The sequence below is a fragment of the Streptomyces sp. NBC_00569 genome, from assembly GCF_036345255.1.
Taxonomy (GTDB): domain Bacteria; phylum Actinomycetota; class Actinomycetes; order Streptomycetales; family Streptomycetaceae; genus Streptomyces.
Window position 1 is genome coordinate 4848563 of sequence record NZ_CP107783.1, and the last position, 26495, is coordinate 4875057.

The 26495-nt window shown below is 69.8% G+C and carries 19 protein-coding genes and 1 tRNA gene; 8 read left to right on the forward strand and 12 right to left on the reverse strand.

The genetic code is table 11. From position 1 onward, the window contains the following. The first annotated feature begins 360 nt into the window (after positions 1-360). The 4 genes from OHO83_RS21800 to OHO83_RS21815 all read left to right on the forward strand — a co-directional run bounded on the left by OHO83_RS21800 (position 361) and on the right by OHO83_RS21815 (position 4324). Positions 361-1287: an NADP-dependent oxidoreductase gene (locus OHO83_RS21800; protein WP_266672889.1), complete on the forward strand. Its 927-nt coding sequence runs from the start codon at positions 361-363 to the stop codon at positions 1285-1287. Positions 1288-1304: 17 nt separating this feature from the next. Next, the gene (locus OHO83_RS21805) at positions 1305-1547 is read left to right on the forward strand and encodes a hypothetical protein (RefSeq protein WP_266672887.1); all 243 of its coding nucleotides are present in this window, start codon (positions 1305-1307) and stop codon (positions 1545-1547) included. A gap of 139 nt (positions 1548-1686) precedes the next feature. After that, a complete protein-coding gene (locus tag OHO83_RS21810) occupies positions 1687-2526 on the forward strand; it encodes a nitrilase-related carbon-nitrogen hydrolase (protein WP_266672885.1) in 840 nt (279 codons plus the stop codon). 106 nt (positions 2527-2632) lie between these two features. Then, positions 2633-4324, forward strand: a complete 1692-nt coding sequence (locus OHO83_RS21815) for a bifunctional 3'-5' exonuclease/DNA polymerase (RefSeq protein ID WP_266672883.1) — start codon at positions 2633-2635, stop codon at positions 4322-4324. A 205-nt stretch (positions 4325-4529) separates the two neighbouring features. Here the strand turns inward: OHO83_RS21815 and OHO83_RS21820 are convergent, their stop codons facing one another. The 3 genes from OHO83_RS21820 to OHO83_RS21830 form a co-directional block, all read right to left on the reverse strand. Further along, positions 4530-5807, reverse strand: coding sequence for a hypothetical protein (locus OHO83_RS21820; RefSeq protein ID WP_266672881.1), 1278 nt, complete (start codon positions 5805-5807; stop codon positions 4530-4532). Positions 5808-5848: 41 nt separating this feature from the next. Then, positions 5849-6355 carry a SigE family RNA polymerase sigma factor gene (locus OHO83_RS21825; protein ID WP_266672879.1) on the reverse strand — a complete coding sequence of 169 codons (507 nt, stop codon included), beginning with the start codon at positions 6353-6355 and terminating at the stop codon, positions 5849-5851. A 378-nt stretch (positions 6356-6733) separates the two neighbouring features. Then, a complete protein-coding gene (locus OHO83_RS21830; RefSeq protein WP_405603654.1) occupies positions 6734-7189 on the reverse strand; it encodes a carboxymuconolactone decarboxylase family protein in 456 nt (151 codons plus the stop codon). A gap of 754 nt (positions 7190-7943) precedes the next feature. Here OHO83_RS21830 and OHO83_RS21835 point away from each other — a divergent pair. The 4 genes from OHO83_RS21835 to OHO83_RS21850 all read left to right on the forward strand — a co-directional run bounded on the left by OHO83_RS21835 (position 7944) and on the right by OHO83_RS21850 (position 10991). Then, the gene (locus OHO83_RS21835) at positions 7944-8297 is read left to right on the forward strand and encodes a hypothetical protein (RefSeq protein ID WP_266672875.1); all 354 of its coding nucleotides are present in this window, start codon (positions 7944-7946) and stop codon (positions 8295-8297) included. Between the two features lie 285 nt (positions 8298-8582). Continuing rightward, the gene (locus OHO83_RS21840; RefSeq protein WP_266672874.1) at positions 8583-8801 is read left to right on the forward strand and encodes a hypothetical protein; all 219 of its coding nucleotides are present in this window, start codon (positions 8583-8585) and stop codon (positions 8799-8801) included. 628 nt (positions 8802-9429) lie between these two features. Beyond that, positions 9430-9633 (forward strand): helix-turn-helix domain-containing protein, encoded by a 204-nt coding sequence (locus OHO83_RS21845; RefSeq protein WP_266672873.1) that lies wholly within the window; start codon positions 9430-9432, stop codon positions 9631-9633. A gap of 47 nt (positions 9634-9680) precedes the next feature. Then, the gene (locus OHO83_RS21850) at positions 9681-10991 is read left to right on the forward strand and encodes a tyrosine-type recombinase/integrase (RefSeq protein WP_266672872.1); all 1311 of its coding nucleotides are present in this window, start codon (positions 9681-9683) and stop codon (positions 10989-10991) included. A 47-nt stretch (positions 10992-11038) separates the two neighbouring features. Here the strand turns inward: OHO83_RS21850 and OHO83_RS21855 are convergent. From OHO83_RS21855 to OHO83_RS21895, 9 genes are all read right to left on the reverse strand, one after another. Next, a tRNA-Thr gene (locus OHO83_RS21855) sits at positions 11039-11112 on the reverse strand. Positions 11113-11241: 129 nt separating this feature from the next. Further along, the gene (locus tag OHO83_RS21860; RefSeq protein ID WP_266672834.1) at positions 11242-12816 is read right to left on the reverse strand and encodes an alpha/beta hydrolase; all 1575 of its coding nucleotides are present in this window, start codon (positions 12814-12816) and stop codon (positions 11242-11244) included. A 79-nt stretch (positions 12817-12895) separates the two neighbouring features. Beyond that, on the reverse strand, positions 12896-14101 hold the full coding sequence (locus tag OHO83_RS21865) for a DNA polymerase III subunit delta' (RefSeq protein WP_266672832.1): 1206 nt from the start codon (positions 14099-14101) through the stop codon (positions 12896-12898). A 202-nt stretch (positions 14102-14303) separates the two neighbouring features. Then, entirely contained in the window at positions 14304-17576 is a 3273-nt protein-coding gene (gene tmk, locus OHO83_RS21870) for a dTMP kinase (RefSeq protein WP_266672830.1), read from the reverse strand. Between the two features lie 251 nt (positions 17577-17827). After that, on the reverse strand, positions 17828-20662 hold the full coding sequence (gene topA / locus OHO83_RS21875) for a type I DNA topoisomerase (RefSeq protein WP_266672828.1): 2835 nt from the start codon (positions 20660-20662) through the stop codon (positions 17828-17830). Between the two features lie 249 nt (positions 20663-20911). Continuing rightward, the gene (locus OHO83_RS21880) at positions 20912-21109 is read right to left on the reverse strand and encodes a hypothetical protein (RefSeq protein WP_266672826.1); all 198 of its coding nucleotides are present in this window, start codon (positions 21107-21109) and stop codon (positions 20912-20914) included. A gap of 200 nt (positions 21110-21309) precedes the next feature. Then, positions 21310-22833 (reverse strand): class I SAM-dependent methyltransferase, encoded by a 1524-nt coding sequence (locus OHO83_RS21885; protein WP_266672824.1) that lies wholly within the window; start codon positions 22831-22833, stop codon positions 21310-21312. A gap of 417 nt (positions 22834-23250) precedes the next feature. Further along, on the reverse strand, positions 23251-23841 hold the full coding sequence (locus tag OHO83_RS21890; protein WP_266672822.1) for a small secreted protein: 591 nt from the start codon (positions 23839-23841) through the stop codon (positions 23251-23253). Between the two features lie 210 nt (positions 23842-24051). After that, positions 24052-26463 carry a sodium-translocating pyrophosphatase gene (locus tag OHO83_RS21895; RefSeq protein ID WP_266672820.1) on the reverse strand — a complete coding sequence of 804 codons (2412 nt, stop codon included), beginning with the start codon at positions 26461-26463 and terminating at the stop codon, positions 24052-24054. Positions 26464-26495: the final 32 nt, after the last annotated feature.

Genomic DNA, 26495 nt, shown 5'->3' on the forward strand with positions numbered 1-26495 from the left:
GGTGCGGGTGCGTGAGGAGGCGTGGGTGAGGGGCGAGGGTGGAAGAGCGTGGGTGAGGGGGCAGAGTGGAAGGACGGGGTGAGGGGGCGAGGGTGGAAGGGCGTGGGTGGGACTGCGGGTTGCGGGCAACCGAGTCGCCGCCGGCGGAGTAGCCGCAGATTCCGTACGGACAGGCGGTCTTTCGGACAGGCGGCCAAGCCCTTGGACGGGCGGGGCGGCCCGCCTCCGGCGACGATCGACTCCGGAGAACGTAACTCTGGCGAGCGGCGGAGAACGTACGAGATCGCCAGGGTCTCCAGGGAACACCCGCAGGACCAGCCCCCGCCTGGTTCGACGAAGCAGTGAGAGGCGGACACCGGCATGGAAGCCATCGTTTTCGAGGAGTTCGGCGGACCCGAGGTACTGCGCTTCAAGGACGACGTCGCGGAGCCGCACGCGGGCCCCGGCCAGGTCCGGGTGAAGGTCGCTGCCGTCGGGGTCAATCCCATCGAGTACAAGATCAGGAACGGTTGGATGGAACAGGTCTTCCCGACCGCCCTGCCTGCCGTACCCGGCAGCGAGTTCGCCGGGACCGTCGACGAGGTCGGCGAGGGCGTCACCGGCCTCTCCGTCGGCGACGAAGTCCTCGGCTGGACCGAGACCGGCGCCTACGCGGCCTACGCCCTGGCCCAGGCCTCCGCCGTCGCCCCGAGGCCCACCGGGCTCACACCCGCCGAGGCGGCGACCCTCCCCATCGCCGGCGAGACGGCCCAGCGCGTACTCGACCTGCTCGGCGTACGCAGCGGCGAGACGCTGCTGATCCACGGCGCCGCGGGCGCGGTCGGCTCCATGGGCGTACAGCTGGCCGTGGCGCTCGGCGCGACGGTGATCGGCACGGCCTCCCCCGCCAACCACGCGTACCTGCGCTCCATCGGCGCCGTCCCCGTCGCATACGGGGACGGGCTCGTGGAGCGGGTGCGCGCGGTGGCCCCACAGGGGGTGGACGCGGTGTTCGACGCGGCGGGCAAGGGCGCACTGGCGGCCTCGGTCGAACTGCGCGACGGCACGCCGGACCGGGTCATCACCATCGCCGACCCCGACGCGGCCACATACAACGTGCCCTTCGCGTCCGGCGGCAGCGACCGCGCCAAGGCCCGCGAGGGCCTCACCCACCAGGCCGCACTCGCCGCGAACGGCAAGCTCCACATCTCGATCGCCGACACGTTCCCCCTCCGCGACGCGGCCAAGGCGCAGACCCTGAGCGAGTCGGGCCACGTGCGGGGCAAGCTGGTTCTTCTGGTGGGGTAACGCGACTGGCGATCCCGGTGGTCCAGGTAGCCCTGGCGATCCCGACAGCCCTGGGCGTCCTGGCGGCCCTGGTCGTCCTGGCGGCTCTAACGGTCCCGGTGGTCCTGGCCGCTCTAGCGATCCCGGTGGTCCTGGCCGCTCTAACGGTCCCGGTGGTCCTGGCCGCCCTAGCGGTCCCGGTGGTCCTGGTGACCTCAGTGACACTCATGGTCCCGGCGACACGCATGGCCCTGATGCCCCTGATGCCTCTGATGACGTGAGGCCTCCAGGCTGCCCAGGGACAGGCCGCCGCACCCGCCCCAGCCGCCCCATCCGCCCACGGGGACTCCGCCTCCGCCGACCGGGCCGCCGCGCGCCTCTGCGGATGCCGACTCCGCCGGACGCTGCGACGCTCGAGGAATGAGAGTGGCGCTTGCGCAGACCGACTGTGTGCTCGGCGACGTGGACACGAATCTGGCCGTCGCCCGGGAGCAGACCGAGCAGGCGGCGGCCCAGGGCGCCGACCTCGTGGTGTTCCCCGAACTGAGCCTGCACGGCTATCACCTCGGCGCCCTTCACCAGGACGCCTCCCTCCCCGTGACGGACCCGCGACTGACCGCCCTCTCGACGCTCGGCGCGGACGTCGTGATCGGCCTGCACGAACACACCAGCCTGCGCGCCTACAACACCTCCGCCTATTACACGAATGGCCAACTCCTCCACTCCCACCGCAAGTTGTACCTTCCGAACTATCTGGCCTGGGAAGAACGCAAGCACGTCAGCCCCGGCCAGCATCTGCGCGCCTACGACCTGCCGCACGGACACGGCCGCGCCGCGACCCTCGTCTGCAACGACGCCTGGCAGCCGGTCCTGCCGTGGCTCGCCGTGCAGGACGGCGCGGAGGTCGTCATCGTCCCCGCGAACAGCGCGGCGACACTCGACCCGGAGGCCATGGACACGGGCCTGTACTGGGACACGCTCCTCGCCTACACCGCGAAGATGCTCCAGTGCTGGGTCATCTTCGTGAACCGCGTCGGCAACGAACACGGCGCCTCCTTCTGGGGAGGCTCCCGAGTGGTCGACCCACGCGGGACGGTCGTGGCCCAGGCCCCCCAGTGGGAACCGGCCCTGGTGACAATCGACATCGAACTCCACGAGGCCCGACGGCAACGCAGAGCCGTCCCTCTGGTCGCGGAGGCCCGTCTCGGCCTGATCGACCGGGAGGTCCGCCGCCTGATCGACGAGGGCGGCGACACCTGAGCCACACCCAGGCCCGGACCCACACCCACACCCAGGCCCGGACCTCCGCCGGGGCAGGATCCCGACGCGACCGGCGCTGTCAGTGCCGGGTGCAAGACTCGCCGACATGACCGAGAAGTGGGCCATCGCGGCCACCGAGGACGGCGGAGCCCAGCTCGCGCCGCTCGGTGCCGACGGCACACCCGCCGGCCCGGTCCGCCAGGAACCCAGCCTCGCGGAAGCGGTCCGCTCGCGTCCTGACGTCACGCGCTGGATCTGGCGATCGACAGCGGCTGTCTACCCCCGTCTGCTCGCCGCGGGCGTCCGCGTGCCGCGCTGCTACGACATCGAGGACGCCGAGACTCTTCTCCTCGGTCACGCCGGCCGCTTCGGGGAGCCCCGCTCCGCGGCCGCCGCCCTGGCCAGAATCCGCGGGACGGCCGTCCCCCCGGACCCCCCGCAACGCGCCGCGACCCCCGGCTCCCAGTCCTCCCTCTTCGAACCACAACCCGTTCATGTCCCCCTCGCAGACCTCATAGAGGTGTACGCCGATCAGCAGCGCCGCCATGACGCCACCGCCCACCCGGGCCGGATGCGGCTGCTCACCGCCACCGAGTCCGCCGCCATGCTCGTAGCGGCCGAGATGAACGCGGCGGGCCTCCCCTGGAGCGCCGACGTGCACCGCTCCGTACTGCACGAACTGCTCGGCGAGCGCTACGCGGGTGGTGGCGAACCGCGCCGCCTCGCCGAACTGGCCGACGAGGTGTCCGAGGCCTTCGGCCGCCGCGTGCGCCCCGATCTGCCCGCCGACGTGGTGAGGGCGTTCACCCAGGCCGGCGTGAAGATCACGTCCACGCGCCGCTGGGAGATCGAGTCGATCGACCATCCGGCGGTGCGGCCCCTGATCGAGTACAAGAAGCTGTACCGGATCTACACCGCACACGGCTGGTCCTGGCTCCAGGACTGGGTCCGCGACGGCCGTTTCCGCCCCGAGTACCTGCCCGGCGGCACCGTCACGGGCCGCTGGGTCACCAATGGCGGCGGCGCACTCCAGATCCCCAAGGTCATCCGCCGTGCCGTCGTCGCCGACCCGGGCTGGCGGCTCGTCGTCGCCGACGCGGACCAGATGGAACCCCGCGTCCTCGCCGCCATCTCCCGCGACCCCGGCCTGATGGAGGTCGCCGGGCGGGAGACCGACCTCTACCAGTCCGTCTCCGACCGGGCCTTCTCCGGCGACCGCGCCAAGGCAAAGCTGGCGGTGCTCGGCGCGGTGTACGGCCAGACGTCAGGTGACGGCCTGAAGAACCTCGCCGCCCTCCGCCGCCGCTTCCCGCAAGCCGTCGCCTACGTCGACGACGCGGCCCGCGCGGGCGAGGAGGGCCGCCTCGTGCGGACCTGGCTCGGCCGCACCTGCCCACCGGTCGCCGACGCCGGCGACCAGGAGGAAGCAGGCATCCCTCAGGACGACCCGATGCCCGAACAAACCTCGGGCGAGTCCGAGTTCACCCCCGGCTACGCCTCCTCGAGCTCCCGTGCCCGCGGCCGCTTCGCCCGCAACTTCGTCGTCCAGGGCAGCGCCGCCGACTGGGCCGACCTGATGCTCGCCGCCCTGCGTCAGTCCTGCACCGGGATGGCGGCGGAACTGGTCTTCTTCCAGCACGACGAGGTGATCGTGCACTGCCCGGAAGAGGAAGCGGAAGCAGTGACCGCAGCGATCCGCGAGGCCGCAGAGCTGGCCGGCCAGCTCACGTTCGGCGACACCCCGGTCCACTTCCCTTTCACCACCGCAGTGGTGACGTGCTACGCCGACGCGAAGTGACGTCCGTCGGTAGAGCCACGCACACCCCACCAGAACCCACAGCCGACGACCGCTGATCACCGGACACCGGTCACGATCGCCGATCTCTGGTCAGCACGTACTGCTCACCGGTCGACGGGCACCGGACCCGAGCGAGCCCCCGAGCCCCCGAGCCCCCGAGCCCCCGAGCCCCCGAGCCCCCGAGCCAAAGAGTGTCCCCGACGCCCTACCCCCGCCACTTCCCACTCGTGGCTATCGCCTTGAGCTGTGTCATGGTCAGCGCGGGCGTGGTCCTTGTGGCCGCGGCGTTCTGCGCGCCCGAGTTGAACGCCGATATCACCACACGGAATCCGTCCTTGCGGATCGTGTCCACGGTCCACATCACCACGCCCTGGCCCCCCTTCTCGCCGGGCCCCTGATGGGTGACGACCTTCGTGCCGTCGGGCAGGGTCTGCGCGCCGGAGCCGGAGAGCTCATCCTCCACATCCGACATGTTCGGCTGCACATTGATCTGGACGAGGCTCGCCCCCTTGCCGTCGTTCACCACGACGTACGCGAAGCCGTCGTCGCCCTGGCGGGTCGTCACCTTGGCACTCTTCGGCAGCAGCGAGGTGAGGTTCTTGAGGATGGTGTCGCCGTCGGCAGCCTGCGGGACCGGCTGCTGCACGGGCTCGTCCTGTGGTTTCGGCAGGGCCCGCAGTATCGGACGCCACTCCTTGGAGGTCACCAGCGCCTTCAACTGTGCCGGGCTGAGCGGCGGTTCGTCCCGGGAGACGGGTTCGCCCTTCTCCGCCGGTGCGTTCCATTCACTGGCGTCGACGGTGTACCCCTCCGGCGTCACCACGTACGCGTGCCACCACTTGGTGTCCGCGCGCTTGTCCGGGTACTCGTAGCCCTGCAGGAGCAGCAGTCGGGAGCCGTCGGCCAGCGTCTTGCTCGAGCAGGAGTCGTATGGCGTGTAGACCTTCTCGGGACAGGCGAGCTGCTCCGCGACCCCCGTACCCTCCGGGTCGACCCGGCCCAGACTCAGGCCGATCGCCGCCTTGCCCTTGCCGTCGTCGAAGACAACCGAGGCGAGCGGCCGCCCGAGCCCGTCCTCCGTGCCGCGGCCCGACTCGCTGCTGAACTTGCCGTCGGGCAGCAGCCCTTCGAGGGTCTTGATCAGATGGCCGGCGGAGAACTGCGGCCCCTCACCCGGCGTGCTCGTCTTCCCCTGCGTCGTGCTCGCCGGTTCGGGCTGCGCGGCCACCGGGCTGCCGTGCCCGGCCTCGGCCCCGAAGGCTCCGGCTGCGTATGACGCGCCGAATCCGACAGCGGCGAGCGCGGCGAAGCTTCCTGTGACCGTCGCGGCCCGGCGGCGCCGCAGCCTGCGTCGGCCGCGCGCCATGCCGCCGTCGACCAGCGGCCCACCTGCGGCGTCGAACGCCTCACCGGTTATCCGCAGGGCCTCCCCCAGGCCACCCACGAAGGCTTCCTGGTCACGGTCTTCATCTGTTCCTGACATACCGAACCACCCACTCCTCACACCGAATCGGGTCAAGCTCATTACGCGGCGAACTCGGCCACGCTGCCGCCCAGTTGCTCCCTCAGCCGGGCCAGCGCCCGTGTGCTCCGCGTACGCACCGCCGCCGAGCTGACGTTCAGAATCTCCGCGGTCTCCATCACGGACCGGTCCTCCCAGTACCGCAGCACGATCACCGCCCGGTCCTTCGGCGGCAGCTGCCGCAGCGCGTCGAGAAGAGTGATCCGCAGCGAGGCGTCGCCGGGCGCAATGTCCGAGGTCTCCGGAAGCTCGCCGCTGGGCCGCTCCTGCGCGGAAAGCCGCCGCTGGTGCGCGAGAAAGGCGCGTATGAGCACGGTCTGGGCGTACGCCGCCGGGTTTCCGACCCGTGACGACCGCCCCCACACCACGTACATCCGCCCCAGCGTCTCCTGCACCAGATCCTCGGCGAAATGCGTGTCGCCACTGGTCAACAGGCATGCCGAACGGAACAGGTGTCCTGTCCGAGCCTCCGCGAACTCCCGAAACGCGCTCTCCTTGGACCGCCTCATCAGGCGCCCTCCCCCTCATCGCCCCACACCTTTTAGATGCGGTGAGGCGGACGGGATGTTTCAACGACGCCGCGATTCCCCCACCGAGAGCCTGCGGCGCGCGGCGCGCACTGTACGGTCGCCGCAGAATACGACGCGGCCCGGTCCCGCCCACCCACCTCAAACCGAGGCGAGCGGACGGAACCGGGCCGTGCCGTGCCGTGCCGTGCCGTGCCGTGCCGTGCCGTGCCGTGCCGTGCAATGGTCAGAACTCGCGTACCGAACCCTGACCTCACGTACTTGAAGTCACGTATCCGAAGTCATGTAGCCGAACTCATCCAATAGAGCCAGGAACCACGTGATGACGAAGCGCGCCGATGCGGAGCGCGGCAGCCCGCTCTACCAACTGGCGCCCGCCGGCTGCCGCGTGGTCACGTTGAACCGGTTGAAGAGATTGGTGACGCCGATCATGAGCGTCAGCGCCGCGAGCCCGCGCTCGTCGTAGTGACGGGCAGCCTCGTCCCAGACGGCGTCCGGCACCGGGTCCGGAGAGTCGGCGAGCCGGGTCGCCGACTCGGCAAGGGCCAGCGCGGCCCGCTCGGCGTCGGTGAAGTACGGAGCCTCACGCCACGCAGCGACGGCGAACAGCCGGTCGTCGCTCTCCCCGCCCTTACGCGCACTGCGCACACCGGCGTCGACGCAGTAACTGCACCCGTTGACCTGACTGGCCCGCAGGTGCACCAGTTCGAGCGTGCTCTCGGGCACACCGCCCTCACGGGTGGCCTTGAGCAGCGCCAGCACGGGCTGCGTAACCCCGGGAAGCAGCTGGGCCGGGTTCTGTATACGCGCCTGGATAGTCATGTCTTTCCCTCCGTCAGCTCTGACTCTCTGCCTTCGATGAACTGACGGATCCCGGCAAGGGAGTGTGACGAGTTGAACGAAGAATCTTCCTCAGGTCGGCTGCGGCCGGGCCACCACACGCAACGGCGCCCCGCTCCACCCTGCGGCGAGGCGCCGGGCGGTGCTATGCAAAAGGCCCTCCGCGACCTTCATCCCGCGGAGGGCAGGCCACTACACCAGAACAAGCAAAAGCCCCAGGTCACGGCGAGTGAGTCCTGGGGCTTCCACAGAGCCGCCTTCGGGATTCGAACCCGAGACCTACGCATTACGAGTTGTCGGATCGCGTTGCGGGGGCATCCACTGGCATCTGCCGGGTGACTCGCAGGACTGGTCAGGAGGCCTGCATGACTCCGATGGATGTCAGTGGACCGCCTCGGATTGAGCGGCGATTGAGACCACCACTGAGACCGCAAGTCCTTGGTCCTGGCGCAACTCGGGTGGCGCTGTTCCTTGGAGTGGAAGTCGATCGCGTGCACGCTTTCCAAGTCTCCTCGCCGTGATCAGTGCCCCCGGCAGGATTCGAACCCGCGACACCCGCTTTAGGAGTTCGATCCGATCCTGCTCCCGCTGCTATCGGTGACTGGCACGACGTCCGGACAGGGATGCTGATTTACGCCGCTGTCCGGTGCCGTTGATGTCAGGCGTGGATGTCAGAGGCCTCGTCGACAGGGCAGGAGACGTGTCAGACCTGCGGTGAATGATCACGGGTATGGGATACGAACTGCACATGACGCGCGCCTCGGACTGGTTGGACAGCGAGGAACGCCCCATCTCGCTGCGCGACTGGCTTGAGTTTGCACACAACAGCGCGGCACTTCGGCAAGAAGGCCACCTCGACCTGCACAGCGTAGGCCGGCAACCGGTGTTCACATGGGGCAGCCTGGACAGCGTCGCGGTCGGGCTTCATTGGAGCGAGGGACGAGTGATTCTGTCCGGGGCCCGAGCACCTGGTGTGGACCTGGTCGGCTTGGCTGACCTCGCAGCCGAACTGTCCGCGAAGCTGATCGGCGACGAGGGGGAGCAGTACCCGGGATCTGTCCGCCGCGCCAACGAAGGGCCCTGAACTTGGGAATCACCGGGCCGTCACGGAGGGGGTTGACGCTGACCAGCGCAAACGGCCTCTGGTGATTAATCGCGAGACGTCGCGCTTGACTGCTCTTGACCGCTGGGATCCGCTCTTTCTGGCACGGATGTGGCACGGGCTTCCATCCGCTCTGACGGGTCGCGTCACCGACCCCGCACCCGACAGCAATGTCAACCGAACGGCCCAACATGACGTGTCACCCACATGGATGAACAATTGGCTGAGTAGTGTCCCAACAGAGGCAATCTGTGAAAGGCGAACCAAATGCGCATTCGACGAATCCTCGCCGCAGTCTTCGCCACGGCAGCCCTCGCCGGACTCGGCCTCACAGGCGCCGCCACCGCCACCGCCACCGCCGGCAGCGTCACCCCGGCCAGCGTCACCCCGGGTGAGTGCACGGACAACGGCGGAACGATCGATCGGTCGACGCCCGTGCTCCCGACCTGCAGAGGCGGTATGTACGACGGGCAGTCGGTCGACTAAACCCCACTAGGGCCCGTTGTGAAAGTGGATCGGCGCCCCGCAGCCACGCGTTGCGGGGCGCTCCCTCGCGAGCGTTCCCCCTCGGCTCACGGCTCACGGCTCACGGCGCTCCTCTCTGACCGCCTCAAGCGCCTCCAGCCGACGCTGGCCGCCCGAGGCGTCCTTATCGACTCGGGCCGCACCAAGGCGGGCCGCTATCTCGAAATGACCCGCACGCTCCCCCCGGCCCCGCACGAGCAATCGCGGGCGTTCTGACCCCGTGACCCCACGCGCCTGGACAAGCAAGAGGAGCACCACCGGCCAGGCGTGCTCCTCTTGCTGTTCGGCGGAACGCCGCCCGAGGACGCGCCGCGCAGCGGCTCCTTCTTCGCTCTGTGAGGCGCGCCCAAGTACTACAGGCAGCCCCTTCTTTGTCCTAAGTAGGAAGACGCTGCGTCACCCGGTGACGCAGATGGTGACGCACTGGTGACGCAGGCCCGATCCGTCGCGTCACCGAAAGCCACAGGTCAGAGCTCTAAATGACGCAGGTGACGCGGTGACGCAGAAATCCGAGCTTCGGACACACACCGGTCCAGGACCCGCGCACAAGTCCCCTTGGCATTGCCGAACTGCCCTGGAGGCACCCCGGATGAGCACCGCGATTGCCACCCCGGTCGACCGACTCCTGTACAAGCCCGAGGAAGCGGCCGAAGCACTCGCCATCGGCCGGTCCACCGTCTACGAGCTGATGGCCGAAGGCGCCCTGAAGTACATCAAGTTGGGCCGTATCCGCCGGATTCGACGCACCGACCTTGAGGCGTATGTGGAGAGCCTCGCCCTGCTGCCCAACTGACCAGACACCGCCCCGAGGCGCCCCGAGCACTCCGCTCGGGGCGCCCGATGGGCGTGAAGAACGACGGCGGCCCCGACCGCCGCCACCGCCGTGCCAAGACCGAGCCCGAAATTCAGCGCAAGGTTAAGGAGTTGGAGCGGCAGCGTGACGAGGGACGCGCCGCTAAGGCGGGCCGCAAGCCGACCGTTGCCCCCCGGATGGGGACCTACCTCACCGATATCGCGAGCCTGAAACTCAAGCCGCGATCGTTGGATGACTACTGGTCGAAGACGCGCAACGACATCATCCCGGGCGTCGGGAAGCACCGGATCGACAAGTTGCAGCCGGAACACCTGGAACGGATGTACCGGGCGATGCTCGACGCCGGCCACGCCCCCTCGCACGTACTGAAGGTGCACCGCATCCTGTCGCGCGCCCTGAAGATTGCCCACCGGCGCCGAATGATCGTGGAGAACGTCGCCACCCTCGTGGACCCGCCAACGGTCGACGAGACCGAGGCGAATCCGTTCACGATGAACGAAGCGAAAGCGTTCCTTCTGGCCGCAGCGAAGCGCCCCAGGTTCATGCGATGGGTGGTCGGCGTCGGCATGGGATTCCGACAAGGCGAAACCCTGGGCCTGCGCTGGAAGTACGTCGACCTCGACGCGGAGCTGTTCCACCCTCAGTGGCAGCTCCAGCGCCTCACATGGCGGCATGGATGCGAGGACCCGAAGAAGTGCGGTCGGCGCCTGCACCGGTTCGAGCCGTGCCCGCCGAATTGCACGACGCACCGGAACTACACGCGGGGGTGCCCGCAGCCCTGCGCAAAAGACTGCACGCGGCACGCGAGCGCGTGCCCGGAGCGTAAGAGCGGAGGTCTCGCCTTCACTCGCCCCAAGACCAAGAAGAGCCGGAACGAGGTGCCGATCCCACCGCCGTTCATCCCTTACCTGCTTGAGCACAAGGCTCAACAGGACGAAGCCCGTCGCGCTGCGGCCGAGTTGTGGCAGGAGCACGACGCGGTGTTCACCCGCCCGGACGGCCGGCCGCTCGACCCCCGGGCGGACTGGGAGGAGTTCAAGGAGCTACTCGAAGAGGCGGGTATCAGTGACCGGCGCCTCTACGACGGGAGCCGCCACACCGCGGGCACGATCCTGAACGAACTCGGGGTGGACATGCCGACGATTATGGAGATCCTCCGGCACACGCAGATCAGCCAAACGCGCCGCTACGTGAAGGGTCGGTCGAGCCTCCCGAAGGACGCGATGCGCCGCATCGGCGACGTCTTCATGCCCGAGCCGGAACCCACTACTGAGACCAGAACTGAGACCCTGGACAGCAAGACGGCCCGCGCCCGGCGTCGGCGCCGCGTCTGTTAAAAGCAAAAGCCCCAGGTCACGGCGAGTGAGTCCTGGGGCTTCTACAGAGCCGCCTTCGGGATTCGAACCCGAGACCTACGCATTACGAGTGCGTTGCTCTGGCCATCTGAGCTAAGGCGGCGCGCCGTCTGCACCATGGTGCGGTCAGCAACGTCGCCAAGTCTACACAGTTTTCGGGGGTGCTCCGCACACCCCCTGCGGAGGCCCCGGGACGCGCGTCCCGGGGAGTCGAAAAGTGCCCCCGCACCCCTTATGAGCAGCGCTTTCCGTCATTGGGCGGGGTGCCGTCCAAGAGGTACGTGTTGATAGCGGAGTCGATACAGGCGCTGCCGCGGCCGTACGCGGTGTGGCCGTCGCCGACGTAGGTGAGGAGCGTGCCGGAGTCGAGCTGGCCGGCGAGGGCCTGCGCCCAGCGGTACGGGGTGGCCGGGTCGCGGGTCGTGCCGACTACGACGATCGGGGCGGCGCCCTTCGCCTCGATACGGTGGGGCTCACCAGTCGCCTTCACCGGCCAGTACGTGCAGTTCAGCGCCAACCACGCGAAAGCGTCACCGAAGACCGGAGACGCCTTCTCGAAGGACGGCAGGGCCGCCTTCACGTCGTTGGGACTCTTGAAGGCCGGGGGCAGGTCGAGGCAGTTCACGGCCGCGTTGGCCGCCATCAGGTTCGCGTACGTGCCGTCGCCGCCGCGCTCGTAGTAGCTGTCGGAGAGGGCGAGCAGCCCCGCGCCGTCCTTGTTCTTGATCGCCGAGCTGAGCGCGGAGCGCAGCTGCGCCCACTCTCCCTCGTCGTACATCGCCGCGATCACGCCGGTCGTGGCGAGGGCCTCGCCGAGCTTGCGCCCCGACGGGTCACCGGTGGGGATGGGGGTGCGGTCCAGTTCGGTGAAGAAGGACTTGAGGCGCCGGCTCGCGTCGGCGGCGCTCCCGGTGCCCAGGGGGCAGTCGGGATGCCGTACGCAGTCCTTCGCGAATGACTGGAACGCCGTCTCGAAGCCGGCCGTCTGGTCGCGGTTCATCTCCTTCGCCGACAGGGTCGGGTCCATCGCGCCGTCCAGGACCATGCGGCCGACCCGCTCCGGATAGAGCCCTGCGTAGGTCGCCCCGAGGAACGTGCCGTACGACGCCCCGACGTAGTTCAGCTTGTCGTCGCCGAGCGCCGCGCGCAGGATGTCCATGTCGCGGGCCGCCTCGATCGTGGAGACGTACGGGAGCACCTGGCCGGACTTCGACTCGCAGCCGGCCGCGTACTTCTTGAAGGCCGCCGACAGTTCGTTCGTCTCCGCCTGGTCGTCGGGCGTGACGTCGGTCTGCGTGAACGCGTCCATCTGCTTGCCGTCGAGGCACTCGACCGGTTCACTGCGGCCGACGCCTCGCGGGTCGACCGCGACCATGTCGTAGCGGGCGCGGACTGCCGCCGGGTAGCCGAGGGCGGCGTACGACTGGAGGTAGCTGATCGCCGAGCCGCCGGGTCCGCCGGGGTTGACCAGGAGCGAGCCGAGGCGCTTGCCCGGGCCGGTGGCCTTTTTGCGGGCAACAGCCAGCTTGACGTCACCGGCGTCCGGCTTCGCGTAGTCCAGCGGCGCCTTCATCGTGGTGCATTCGAAGCCGGGGACGCCGCACTCGCGCCAGGTCAGCGACTGCCCGTAGTACGAGGACAGGTTGGCGGGGGTCGCCCTGGGCAGCGCGGCCAGCGAGACGTCCGTCGTGTGCGTGCTTCCCGAACTCCCTGGTGAGCAGGCGGACATGAGGAGCCCGGCGGCGGCGAGCAGCGTTCCACAGGCCCGGAGGCCTCGGACGGGGGAATGATGACGCCTGAAGTACATCAGCCGAGCGTAACCGGCCGCGATCGGCCAGTCGCGGAGTGTGGCGACCGCGCCCCGTACGAGTTACCCGAAGGGCGTGTCAGCCCGCCCGCAGCGCCATCGTCATCGCCTCCACCGCGAGCAGCGGCGCCACATTGCGGTCGAGCGCGTCACGGCATTCGGCGATCGCCTCGATGCGGCGGAGCGTGGCCTCGGGCGAGGCCGCGCGGGCGAGGCGCTCCAGGGTGTCCTGCGCGTCGGTGTTCGCGAGGGCGACGCGGGAGCCGAGCTGCAGGGCGAGCACATCGCGGTAGAAGCCCGTGAGGTCCGTGAGCGCCAGGTCGAGGCTGTCTCGCTGCGTACGCGTTCTGCGGCGCTTCTGGCGGTCCTCCAGCTCCTTCATGGCACCCGCCGTGCCGCGCGGCATCCGGCTGCCGCTCTGTCCGCCGAGCGCCGCCTTCAGCTCCTCGGTCTCCTTGGTGTCGACCTCCTCGGCGAGCTGCTTGGTGTCCTCCGCAGCGGTGTCGATCAGCTCCTGGGCGGCCTTGAGACACCCGCCGATGTCGTCGACCCGCAGGGGCAGCTTCAGCACCGCCGCTCGGCGCGCCCGCGCGCGCGGGTCCGTGGCGAGGCGTCGCGCGCGGTCGATGTGGCCTTGCGTGGCGCGGGCCGCTTCGGCGGCGACCGCCGGCTCGATGCCGTCGCGTCGTACGAGCATGTCGGCCACCGCCTCGACCGCGGGTGTGCGCAGCGTCAGGTGGCGGCAGCGGGAGCGGATCGTGGGCAGCACGTCTTCGAGGGAGGGCGCGCAGAGCAGCCAGACGGTCCGCGGGGCGGGCTCCTCCACGGCCTTCAGAAGTACGTTCCCCGCGCCCTCCGTGAGGCGGTCCGCGTCTTCCAGGACGATGACCTGCCAGCGGCCCACGGCGGGCGACAGCTGAGCTCTGCGGACGAGCTCGCGGGTCTCCTTCACGCCGATGGAGAGCAGATCCGTACGGACGATCTCCACGTCGGCGTGCGTGCCGACGAGGCTCGTGTGACAGCCGTCGCAGAATCCGCAGCCGGGGGCTCCGCCCAGGGCGCGGTCCGGACTGACGCACTGGAGCGCTGCGGCGAACGCGCGCGCCGCCGTCGCCCGCCCCGCGCCGGGCGGACCGGTGAAGAGCCAGGCGTGCGTCATCTTGGAGGCCTCGGGCAGCGGTGCCTTCGTCGCCGTGGCCGTGACGAGCGCGTCGGCGTCCCGCGCGGCGGCGTCGAGCTGCGCGGCCACGCGCTCCTGACCCACCAGGTCGTCCCATACGGGCATGGACTACCGCCTCACCGTCGAACTCCGGCACTTCGCTCTACCGGATTCATTGTGCGGGACGCCACTGACAACGCCGTCCGGCGACCGAGCCGGCGACCCACCCGGCGATCGGTCGCCGGACGGCGACAGGTCCCCGGCCGGCTCTGCGTCGGCTCCGGTCGACTCAGCGCCGCCCCGGTCGACTCAGCGCGCTCTGGTCGACTCAGCGCCGCCCCCGGCGCCTGCCGCCCGTGCCCTCGTCGCCGTCGTCGTCGTGCCCGCCGAGCAGTTCGTCCGCCAGCGTCGGCAGGTCGTCCAGCGGGGTCTCCTCCGCCCAGTCGGGCCTCGGCCGCTGACGGGGCCGGCCCTCCTCGTCGACCTGGGGCAGCTCGCGCGTCCGGTCATTCGAACCATGACCGGCCCCAGCGCCCCCGGCCGACGGCGCCGAAGTCTGGCGCTCATCACGGAAGTACCCCGGCGGAACCCGATCCACCGACCCGCCCTTGCCAGCACCAGCACCAGCACCAGCACCGCTACCGACGGAGTCATCACGCACAGGCGGCAGCACCGCCGTCTCGTCGGCGGCCCCGGCCTGATGTGCGGGATTCGGCGGCATCGGCAGCTGAGTGGTCTCGTCGTTGTCCCCGCCCTGCCAAGCACCACGCCCAGAACCAGCATCAGCACCAGAGGCAGGGGAAGAGGAAGCCCCGGCCCCGGAACCCGTGCCTTCGCCCCTGACCGGCGGCAGCACGGCCGTTTCGTCGGCCGCGCCACCCGTGGGATTCACCACGGGCGTGGGAACGGTGGTCTCGTTGTCGGCCCTCGAGGGCCGGTTGGCGCCCTCGGACCCGGCCCCAGACACAGAAGCCGCCGCCGACTCGGACGCGGCCGAAGCCGCCGCAGCAGAGGCAGCCGCCGCGGACGCCGCCGCCAGCCGGCGGGCCTCCTCCGCCCGCAACAGCGCCTCCTCCGCCTTGCGCTGCTTCTCCAGGCGTCGTTCCTCGGCCTCCGCGCGCAGGCGCGCCTCTTCCTCCGCCTGACGGCGGCGGCGCTCCTCCTCGGCGGCCCGGGTCTGTTCCTCGGCGAGGAGCCTGGCGCGCTCCTCCTCGGCACGACGCCGCGACTCCTCGGCGCGCTGGCGGGCCTCTTCGGCCTGGCGCTCGGCCTCGCGCCGCTGCGCCTCCTCCAGCTCGCGCTGCTTGCGCTCCTCCTCCTCGGCGCGCAGCTTGGCGAGCTGCGCCAGCCGCTCGCGCTCGACGCGCTCCTCCTCGGCCTTGCGGGCAGCCTCGGCCTCGGCCTTCCTGCGGGCCTCCTCCTCGGCGGCCTTACGGGCCTCTTCCTGGGCCTTCACCTCGGCGTCGGAGAGCGGCAGCACCATGTCGAGCCGGTGCCGGACCACGGTCGTGACGGCTTCCGGCTCCTGGGCCGCGTCCACGACGAGGTAGCGGCCGGGGTCGGCGGCGGCGAGCGTGAGGAAACCGGAGCGCACGCGCGCGTGGAACTCGGCCGGCTCCGATTCGAGCCGGTCGGGCGCCTCCGTGAACCGCTCGCGGGCCGCCTGCGGGTCGACGTCGAGCAGGACGGTCAGGTGCGGTACGAGTCCGCCGGTGGCCCAGCGGTTGATGCGGGCGACCTCGGTCGGCGACAGGTCGCGGCCGGCGCCCTGGTAGGCGACGGACGAGTCGATGTAACGGTCGGAGATGACGACGGCGCCGCGCTCGAGAGCGGGCCGTACGACGGTGTCCACGTGCTCCGCGCGGTCGGCGGCGTACAGGAGGGCCTCGGCGCGGTGCGAGAGTCCGGCCGACGACACGTCGAGGAGGATCGAGCGCAGCCGCTTGCCGACCGGGGTCGCGCCGGGTTCACGCGTGACGACGACCTCGTGGCCCTTGTCGCGGATCCACTCGGCGAGCGCCTCGGCCTGGGTCGACTTCCCGGCGCCGTCACCGCCCTCCAGGGCGATGAAGAAGCCGGTGGCGGCGGGCGCCTGCGCCGGATCGTTCCCGCCCAGCAACGCGTCACGCAGGTCGTGCCGCAGGGGCACTCCGCTGCGGTCGTCGGCCTTGGCGAGTACGAGGGCGGCCACGGGCAGCAGCAGGGCGCCGACGAGCATCAGCGTGAAGGCGGCGCCGCCGTGCGCGAACACGAACTTGCCGTTGACCAGCCGGTGCGGGCCGATCGCGGCCGCGAGCAGAGGCGCGGCGACGGCGGCGACCGCGATGGACACGCGGACGACGGCCTGGAGGTGCTCGGTCGTGCGGGCGCGCCGGTAGTCCTCGGACTCCTGGTCCAGGAGAGTGTGCCCGGTGTTGGCGGCGATGCCCGCGGTGACGCCGGCGAGGGTGACGATCAGCAGGACGCTGGTGACGTCCGGGACCAGGCCGGCGGCGAGCAGGGCGATGCCGGTCAGGGCGATCGCCAGCGCGAGGAGCCTGCGGCGCGACAGCGACGGCAGCACGGAGGGCGCCGAGCGGATGCCGACGACCGTGCCGCCGGTGAGCCCCAGCACGAGCAGCCCGAACATCACCGGGCCGCCGGACAGGTCCTTGGCGTGCAGTACGGAGACGGCGACGGCCGCCGAGATCGCCCCGGCGACGGCGGCGCAGGCGAGGACGAGGAGCGGGATGGCTCCCGTGCGTCCCTTGTCGACACCGCTGCCGGTCTTGGGGCGGCGCAGGCCCTCGAGCGGCGACCGCGCGCGCGGGGTCTGCGTGTCGGGCAGTTCGAGGAAGAAGACGACGGAGAGCGAGGCGGCGAACAGACCGGCCGCCACGTAGGAGGCGAGCGCGGCCTGGTGCAGCCCGAACCAGTCGACCCCGGCCCCGATCAGGTTCCCCACGAGAGTGACGACGACGAGCGCGGCGGCCGCGAGAGGCAGCGCCACGAAACCGGTGCGCAGCGAGAGGCGCCGCAGTGCGTCCATGTGGTCGGGCAACGGGCGTACGGCCGCACCTTCGAGCGGCGGGGCGGGCAGCAGCGCGGGCGCCGCGCTCTCGCCCGACACGGTCCAGAAGCGTTCGGCGACGCCGGCCACGAAGGCGGTGACGAGCAGGACCGCCAGCGCGTTGTCCGGGGTCCAGTCGATCCACAGGGGCGCGACGATGAGGAGCGCGGCCCGCACGCCGTCCGCGCCGACCATCGTCCAGCGCCGGTCGAGGGGGCCGTCCTTGGAGGTCAGCGACGTGAGCGGGCCGAGGAGTACGGCTCCGAAGAGCAGCGTCGACAGGACGCGCGCGCCGAACACGGCGGCGACGGCGAAGGCCACGCCCCGGTACCCGCCCCCGAACGAGCCCTCGGAGACGGCTGCCTGAAGGGCCAGCACCACGAGCACAAGGAGACCGAGCGCGTCACCGATGCCGCCCACGAGTTGGGCGCTCCACAGTCGTTTCAGCTGCGGCACCCGCAGCAGGGCGCGGACTGCGCGCTCCCGGGAATCTGCGACCAGGGCGTCGTCGGGGGCCGGATTCTTGGCCGTTGGCTGCTCGGCTCGCGTCATTCGTCCAGCCTATCCGGACCCACTGACTCCCCGAAGGTCCACCCGAACATACGGCCGCCGGGGCACTTGCCCCGGCGGCCGTATGACATTCACGCGCGCGTGCACACTCCCGTGTGCGTACTCCTCCGTAGAAGGCTCCCCTTGAAGGGCCTCCGTGACGGACGACCGCAGGAGGAGGGACTGCAGGAGGAGGGACTGCAGGAGGAGGGACTGCAGGAGGAGGGACTGCAGGAGGAGGGACTACAGGAGGACTACTCCTCCGTAGAGGTCGATTTCGAAGCCGTCGCCTTCTTGGCCGTCGTCTTCTTCGCGGCGGTCGTCTTCTTCGCGGCCGTCGTCTTCGAAGCGGCGGTCTTCTTGGCAGCCGTCTTCTTGGCGGGCGCCTTCTTCGCCGGAGCCTTCTTCGCGGCCTTCTTGGCCGTCTTCTTGGCGGGGCCCTTCGCCCGCTTCTCGGCGAGCAGTTCGTAGCCGCGCTCGGGCGTGATCTCCTCGACGGAGTCGGACGACCTGAGCGTCGCGTTCGTCTCGCCGTCCGTGACGTACGCGCCGAAGCGGCCGTCCTTGACGACGACGGGCTTCCCGCTGACCGGGTCCTCGCCGAGCTCCTTCAGCGGCGGCTTGGCGGCCGCGCGTCCGCGCTGCTTGGGCTGCGCGTAGATCGCGAGAGCCTCCTCCAGCGTGATGGCGAAGAGCTGCTCCTCGGTCTCCAGGGAGCGCGAGTCGGTGCCCTTCTTCAGGTACGGCCCGTACCGCCCGTTCTGCGCGGTGATCTCGACGCCCTCGGCGTCGGCACCGACCACGCGCGGGAGGGACATCAGCTTGAGGGCGTCGTCCAGGGTGACCGTGTCGATGGACATCGACTTGAAGAGCGACGCCGTACGCGGCTTGACCGCGTTCTTGCCGGTCTTCGGGGTGCCCTCGGGGAGCACCTCGGTGACGTACGGCCCGTAGCGACCGTCCTTCGCGATGATCTGGTTCCCGGAGACGGGGTCCGCGCCCAGCTCGAAGTCGCCGCTCGGCTTGGCGAGGAGCTCCTCCGCGTACTCGACGGTGAGCTCGTCCGGAGCGAGATCCTCCGGCACGTCCGCGCGCTGGTGGTTCTCGGAGTCGCGCTCGCCGCGCTCGACGTAGGGGCCGTAGCGGCCGACGCGCAGGACGATGCCTTCGCCGACGGGGAAGGACGACACCTCGCGGGCGTCGATCGCGCCCAGGTCGGTGACGAGCTCCTTGAGGCCGCCGAGGTGGTCGCCGTCGCCGTTGCCCGCTTCGGCGGCTCCTCCGGAGCCCTCGCCCTCGCCGAAGTAGAAGCGCCGCAGCCACGGCACGGCCTGCGCCTCACCACGGGCGATGCGGTCGAGGTCGTCCTCCATCCTGGCGGTGAAGTCGTAGTCGACGAGCCGGCCGAAGTGCTTCTCCAGGAGGTTGACCACGGCGAAGGACAGGAAGGAGGGCACCAGGGCCGTCCCCTTCTTGAACACATAGCCGCGGTCGAGGATGGTCCCGATGATCGACGCGTACGTCGACGGGCGGCCGATCTCGCGCTCTTCCAGCTCCTTGACCAGACTGGCCTCGGTGTAGCGGGCCGGCGGCTTGGTCGCGTGGCCGTCGACGGTGATCTCCTCGGCGGACAGCGCGTCGCCCTCGGAGACCTGCGGCAGCCGGCGCTCACGGTCGTCGAGCTCGGCGTTCGGGTCGTCCGCGCCCTCGACGTAGGCCTTGAGGAAGCCGTGGAAGGTGATCGTCTTGCCGGAGGCGGAGAACTCGGCGTTGCGGCCGTCGGCGGAGGTGCCGCCGATCTTGACCGTGACGGAGTTTCCGACCGCGTCCTTCATCTGGGAGGCGACGGTCCGCTTCCAGATCAGCTCGTAGAGCCGGAACTGGTCGCCGGTCAGGCCGGTCTCGGCGGGCGTGCGGAAACGATCACCCGAAGGGCGGATCGCCTCGTGCGCCTCCTGCGCGTTCTTGACCTTGCCGGCGTACGTGCGCGGCTTGTCCGGCAGGTAGTCGGCCCCGTACAGCTGCGTGACCTGCGCACGGGCGGCCGAGACCGCCGTGTCGGACAGGGTCGTGGAGTCCGTACGCATATAGGTGATGAAGCCGTTCTCGTACAGCTTCTGGGCCACCTGCATCGTGGCCTTCGCGCCGAAGCCGAGCTTGCGGCTCGCCTCCTGCTGCATCGTCGTCGTACGGAACGGGGCGTACGGCGAGCGCCGGTACGGCTTCGACTCGACGGACCGTACGGCGAAGTTCGTGTTCTCCAGGGCGGCGGCGAGCGCGCGGGCGTTCGTCTCGTCCAGAGCCAGCACATTCGCGGACTTCAGCTGGCCGAGCGAGTCGAAGTCGCGGCCCTGCGCGATGCGCTTGCCGTCGAGCGCGCTCAGGCGGGCCACGAGGTTCGACGGGTCGCTGGCGTCGCCGGAGCGGCCGGTGGCGAAGGTGCCCGTCAGGTCCCAGTACTCGGCGGAGCGGAAGGCGATGCGCTCGCGCTCCCGCTCGACGACGAGGCGGGTGGCCACGGACTGGACACGGCCCGCCGACAGGCGCGGCATGACCTTCTTCCACAGGACCGGCGAGACCTCGTAGCCGTAGAGGCGGTCGAGGATGCGGCGGGTCTCCTGGGCGTCGACCATGCGCTTGTTGAGCTCGCGCGGGTTGGCGACGGCGCTGCGGATCGCGTCCTTGGTGATCTCGTGGAAGACCATCCGGTGGACGGGGACCTTGGGCTTCAGGACCTCGAGGAGGTGCCACGCGATGGCTTCGCCCTCGCGGTCCTCATCGGTGGCGAGGAAGAGTTCGTCGGAGTCCTTCAGCAGGTCCTTGAGCTTCTTGACCTGGGCCTTTTTGTCCGCGTTGACCACATAGATCGGCTGGAAGTCGTGTTCGACGTCCACACCGAGCCGGCGCACCTCGCCGGTGTACTTCTCGGGCACCTCGGCGGCGCCGCTCGGGAGGTCGCGGATGTGCCCGACGCTCGCTTCGACGACGTATCCAGGGCCGAGGTAGCCCTTGATCGTCTTCGCCTTGGCGGGCGACTCGACGATGACGAGTCGGCGGCCGCCCTGTGCGGTCTCGCTGGTCGGGGACAACTTCGCTCTTCTCTCCGGTCGGCGCTGGGGATCCCCCGCGCCCTCAGGACGTGGGGGTCGGCACTGCGGTACGTGCGGTGTCGCTGCGGAGTGTGACGGTACCTCCCGCCCCCGTGTCAAACGGGAAAAGCCCGCAACGGCCACTCGAACGGTAACCCGACTACCGACGATCCTGCCGCCCGGAGTGCCCACAGGGTGTCCGGGACGTCCACCGGGCCCTCACCCGGTACGCCCCCTGCGGGCCGCCGCTCAGAACCGGCCGAAGCACCACACTCCGAGTACCAGGGAGGCCACTGCGGCCAGCGTGGCGAGCGTCGCCGATGCGACAGGGTTCACACCGTCGGCGACGGGTGCGCGGTGCATGACACGCGCCCCGGTCCACAGCAGCAGCCCCGCCCCGAACAGCGTGAACACGGTCCCGGCGAAGATCGCTGGTCCGCTCTCCATGACTTTTCCTCCCGGTGCTGGGGTCCCAGGCCGGTGAGGCTGACACGCGTGGGAGACGACAGGGCGAACCCCGGGTGAACGACCGCCATGGTGCGCCTTTGGCAACGATGTCACGTTGCGCCGTCGGAGATCTTCTGAGGCCTTTCGGAAGATCTCCCGAGATCTTCCGAAAGAAAAGCGGAATCGCGTCGGCCCTCGCGTCAGACCTGCGCAGGCTCCAGGAACCCCTGCTCGACGAGCATCCTGATCTGCGCGGGCGTGCGGTCCCGCAGCGAGACCGGGTCCTCCCCCACGAGTTGTGCGATGGCGTCGAGGATCCGGCCGGCGCTGAGGGTGCCGTCGCAGACGCCCGCGAACCCGGCGCCGATCGTGTCCACCTTCGTGGCCCGGCGCATCCCGCGGTGCTGGCGCAGCACCACGTGCTCCGGGTCCTCGGCTCCCGGCAGGCCGACCTGTTCCTGCACGACCTCGCCCGCGAGCCTGAAGTGGGCGCCGAGCAGGGCGGCGTCGTCATGCGTGCGCAGATAGTCGAGGCGCTCGAAGTGCGCCCGCACCGTGTCCCCGAGGGGTTGTTCGACGGAGTGCGGCCACTCCTCCACCGTGACGGACGGCTCGACGCCCTCCGGGGCCTTGCGCAGGGTGATCCAGCCGAACCCGACGCCTCGCACCTTGCGCGCCTCGAACTCGTCGAGCCACGCGTCGTACAGCCCCGCGTACTCCGCCGGGTCCGTGCGGTGATCCCCGGCGTCCCGCAGCCACAACTCGGCGTACTGCGTGATGTCCTGCACCTCGCGCTGCACGATCCACGCGTCGCACCCGCGCGGCACCCAGGACCGGAGCCGGTCGGTCCACTCCTCCCCGTCGACGTGCTGCCAGTTGGCGAGGAACTGCGCGTACCCGCCCTCGTTCAGTCGTGCCCCCGCCTCCTGAACGAGCGTGCGGCACAGATCGTCCCCGGCCATCCCGCCGTCGCGGTACGTCAGTCGCGCGCCCGGCGAGATGACGAAGGGCGGATTCGACACGATCAGGTCGTACGTCTCGTCGCCCACGGGCTCGAACAGCGAGCCCTCGTGCAGGACGGCGGGGCCGGTACCGGAGAGGGCGAGAGTCAGCGCCGTCATGTGGAGGGCGCGTGGGTTGAGGTCGGTGGCGACGACACGCGTGGCGTGCCGGGTGGCGTGCAGGGCCTGGATCCCGGAACCCGTACCGAGGTCGAGCGCGCTCTCCACGGGCGTCCGCACGGTGATCCCGGACAGCGTGGTGGACGCACCGCCGACGCCCAGGACGACGCCCTCCGCGCGGCTGCCGATACCTCCGGCGCCGCCGACGGCACACCCGAGGTCGGACACGATGAACCAGTCCTCGCCGTCGGGCCCGCCGTACGGCCGTACGTCGACGGACGCGGCGACCTCGTCATCACCGGCGCGCGTCAGCCACCCGCTCTGCAGGCACTCCTCGACCGGCAGAACGGTCGCCACGCGCGCGTACTCCGCGGGCTGCTGCAGCAGGAACAGCCGTACGAGCGTCTCCAGCGGGCTGTCCCCGCGGGTCGCCCGCAGGGCGGGGACGGTCTCGCTCCGCGCGAGCGCCGCGTAGGCGGGCGCCCCGAGCAGCTCGAGCAGGCCGTCGGCGGTGAACTCGGCCCCCAAGAGGGACTCACGCAGCCGGGCGGCGACATCGTCACGGTCAATGGACGGCAACTTGGACAGACTGGAGCTACTCACGCCCCCATTGTCACCCCGGACCCCCGAACGCCACCCACATACGACGTGTCCCCGGCGCCGCGTGAAGACGGCACAGGGGACACGGAGGAAACGTCAGCGCTCTGAGTCAGCTCACCCCAGAGCCAGAGCCAGCACCCGAAGTCCGCTCACCGTAGAACCGACTCGCCTGGAGCCAGCTCTCACGTAGAGCCGAATTGCCGTGGAGCAGACTCGCCGTAGAGCTCTCTCACCTTGGAGCCGGCTCTCACCTAGAGCCGGCTCCCGGAGCCAGCTCACCCGAAGCCGGCACCTGGAGCCGGCTCACCCGAGCCCGCGCCCGGAGCCGGCCCCCGGGAGTCACCTCACCCGAGCCCGCACCCGGAGCCGGCCCCGGAAACCGGCTCGCCTGAGCCGACTCCCGGGATCGGCTCACCCGCGTCAGCTCTTGGAGGGAGCCGGGGAAGCGGACGCGCTCTTGCAACTGTCCTGCTTCGCCATCGCCTTGCCGACGTCGCCCTCCTCCAGCTTCTTGAGCGCGTCGCTCCCGCTCTGGCTCAGCTTGTCGAGCTCGCCGGCGATGCCCTTGAGGCCGTCGGCGAACTTCGCCTGGTCCTTCGTGTTGAGCTTGTCGACCTGCTTCTTCAGGTCCGCGTACGAGGCCGAGATCGCATTGAGCTCCTTGACCGCGTCCTTCTGCTTCTTTTCGCCGCCGTCGACCGGCGGGGCCCCCGCCTTGTCCACGGCCGAGCCGATCGCCTTGTAGGCGTCGGACATGTCCTGGAAGGCCTGTGAGTCGGTGCTCTGGACGTCCGCGGGCTTGCTGTTGTCCGAGGTCTCCTTCTGGATCGCGGCGTTGGCGTCCTCGATCTTCTTGGCCTGCGGCTGGACCGAGTCACAGACCTTCTTGGCCCAGGAGTTCAGCTTCTCGTTGCCGTTGTCGCTGCTGCATCCCGACAGCGCAAGCACCAGTACCGCACCGCCGGACAGTGCGGCTGCAAGCTTCTTGTTCACCGGATTGGTCCCTTCCATGGCTCTCGGCCCCGGAACATACACGCCAAGTGGGCGACAATCGCATGCTGGACGTCCGCTATGAGTGCGTAATCGGCTTTTTGCAGCCATTTGCACCAAGCGAGATAAGCCTCACTGAAAAACCGTCACCTGACACGGGCGGGCGGGCAGCGCGTCAATACGCGCTGCCCGCCCGCCCGTTGAGCTCGCGGCCGTGCCTGACCAGGTGATTCAGGGTGAGGGAACCACCGCCGGATCCGCCTGCCGCTTCGACACGTGGTCGGGGTTGTCGTCGTCGCCGACAGTGATGCCGCGCCTCTTGGAGACGTAAACGGAACCGACGATCACGCCGATCGACAGCACGGCGACGACGATCCGTACGCCCAGGCTCGCGTCCGCCCCGTAGCTGAACTTGACGACCGCGGGCGCGATGAGGAGCGCCACCAGGTTCATCACCTTCAGCAGTGGGTTGATCGCGGGCCCGGCCGTGTCCTTGAACGGGTCGCCGACCGTGTCACCGATGACGGTCGCGGCGTGGGCCTCGCTGCCCTTGCCGCCGTGGTGCCCGTCCTCGACGAGTTTCTTCGCGTTGTCCCACGCGCCACCGGAGTTGGCGAGGAAGACCGCCATCAGGGTTCCGGTGCCGATCGCGCCGGCGAGGAACGAACCGAGGGCACCGACCCCGAGCGTGAAACCGATCGCGATGGGCGCGAGAACGGCGAGCAGACCCGGCGTGGCCAACTCCCGCAACGCGTCCTTCGTACAGATGTCGACGACGCGCCCGTACTCCGGCTTCTCCGTGTAGTCCATGATCCCGGGGTGTTCGCGGAACTGCCGCCGCACCTCGTAGACCACGGCACCCGCGGACCGCGACACCGCGTTGATCGCGAGTCCGGAGAAGAGGAAGACGACCGCGGCGCCGGCGATCAGACCCACCAGGTTGTTGGGCTGCGAGATGTCCATCACGAGGTTCATCGGGCCGCCGTCGCCGACCTTCTCGCCGACGTCCTTGGCGGCGGAGACGATCGCGTCACGGTAGGACCCGAAGAGCGCCGAGGCCGCAAGTACGGCCGTGGCGATGGCGATTCCCTTGGTGATGGCCTTGGTCGTATTGCCCACGGCGTCCAGGTCGGTGAGGACCTGCGCGCCCGAGCCCGTCACGTCACCGGACATCTCGGCGATGCCCTGCGCGTTGTCGGAGACGGGTCCGAAGGTGTCCATGGCGACGATGACGCCGACCGTGGTGAGCAGGCCCGTGCCCGCGAGGGCGACCGCGAACAGCGCCAGCATGATCGACGTGCCGCCGAGCAGGAACGCCCCGTACACGCCGAGACCGATCAACAGGCCGGTGTAGACGGCCGATTCGAGGCCGACGGAGATTCCGGCGAGCACCACGGTGGCGGGTCCGGTGAGCGACGACTTGCCGATGTCGCGGACCGGGCGCCGACTGGTCTCGGTGAAGTAGCCCGTGAGTTGCTGGATCAGCGCGGCGAGCACGATACCGATGGCGACGGCGACGAGGGCCAGGATCCGCGGATCGCCGTCCTTCACCTTGATCGCCGCATCGGTGATGCCGTTGAGCTCGGCATACGTCGCCGGCAGATACGTGTAGACCGCTGCGGCCACCAGGGCGAGCGAGATGACCGCGGAGATGAAGAACCCGCGGTTGATCGCGCTCATCCCGCTGCGGTCGGTCCGGCGCGGCGCCACAGCGAAGATTCCGATCATCGCCGTCACTACGCCGATCGCGGGAACGATCAGCGGGAAGGCGAGCCCGGAGTCGCCGAAGGCGGCCTTGCCGAGGATCAGCGCGGCGACCAGCGTGACGGCGTACGACTCGAAGAGGTCGGCGGCCATACCGGCACAGTCGCCCACGTTGTCGCCCACGTTGTCGGCGATGGTCGCGGCATTACGCGGATCATCCTCCGGAATGCCCTTTTCGACCTTGCCGACCAGGTCGGCGCCGACGTCGGCAGCCTTGGTGAAGATGCCGCCGCCGACACGCATGAACATCGCGATGAGCGCCGCGCCGAGGCCAAATCCTTCAAGGACCTTGGGCGCGTCGGCCGCGTAGACCAGCACGACACAGGAGGCGCCGAGCAGACCCAGCCCCACCGTGAACATGCCGACTACGCCACCCGTGCGAAAAGCGATCTTCATGGCCTTGTGCGAGACGGCGGTGAGATCCTTTTCCGGCTCGCCTTCCGCCGGAGTGGCTTCTCTGGCCGCGGCGGCGACGCGCACATTGCTGCGCACCGCGAGCCACATTCCGATGTATCCGGTGGTAGCCGAGAACACCGCGCCGATCAGGAAGAAGATCGAACGCCCGGCTCGCTGATTCCAATCGTCCGCGGGCAGCAGCATGAGCAGGAAGAACACCACGACGGCGAATACCGCGAGGGTCCGCAGCTGCCGTCCGAGATAGGCATTCGCGCCTTCCTGGACCGCTGCCGCGATCTTCTTCATGCTGTCGGTGCCCTCGCCTGCCGCCAGTACCTGGCGTACGAGCACTGCGGCTACCACGAGGGCGGCGAGCGCGACGATCCCGATCACCATGACGATGAGCCGGTTGTCGTCGGTCAGGACCGCGGCTGCGAAGGTTGAGGGGTGGTCAAACGCTTGAGGGGTAGAAAGCCCCGCCATTCGTCCTCCTTGACGCTTGGGCTGAGCTCAAG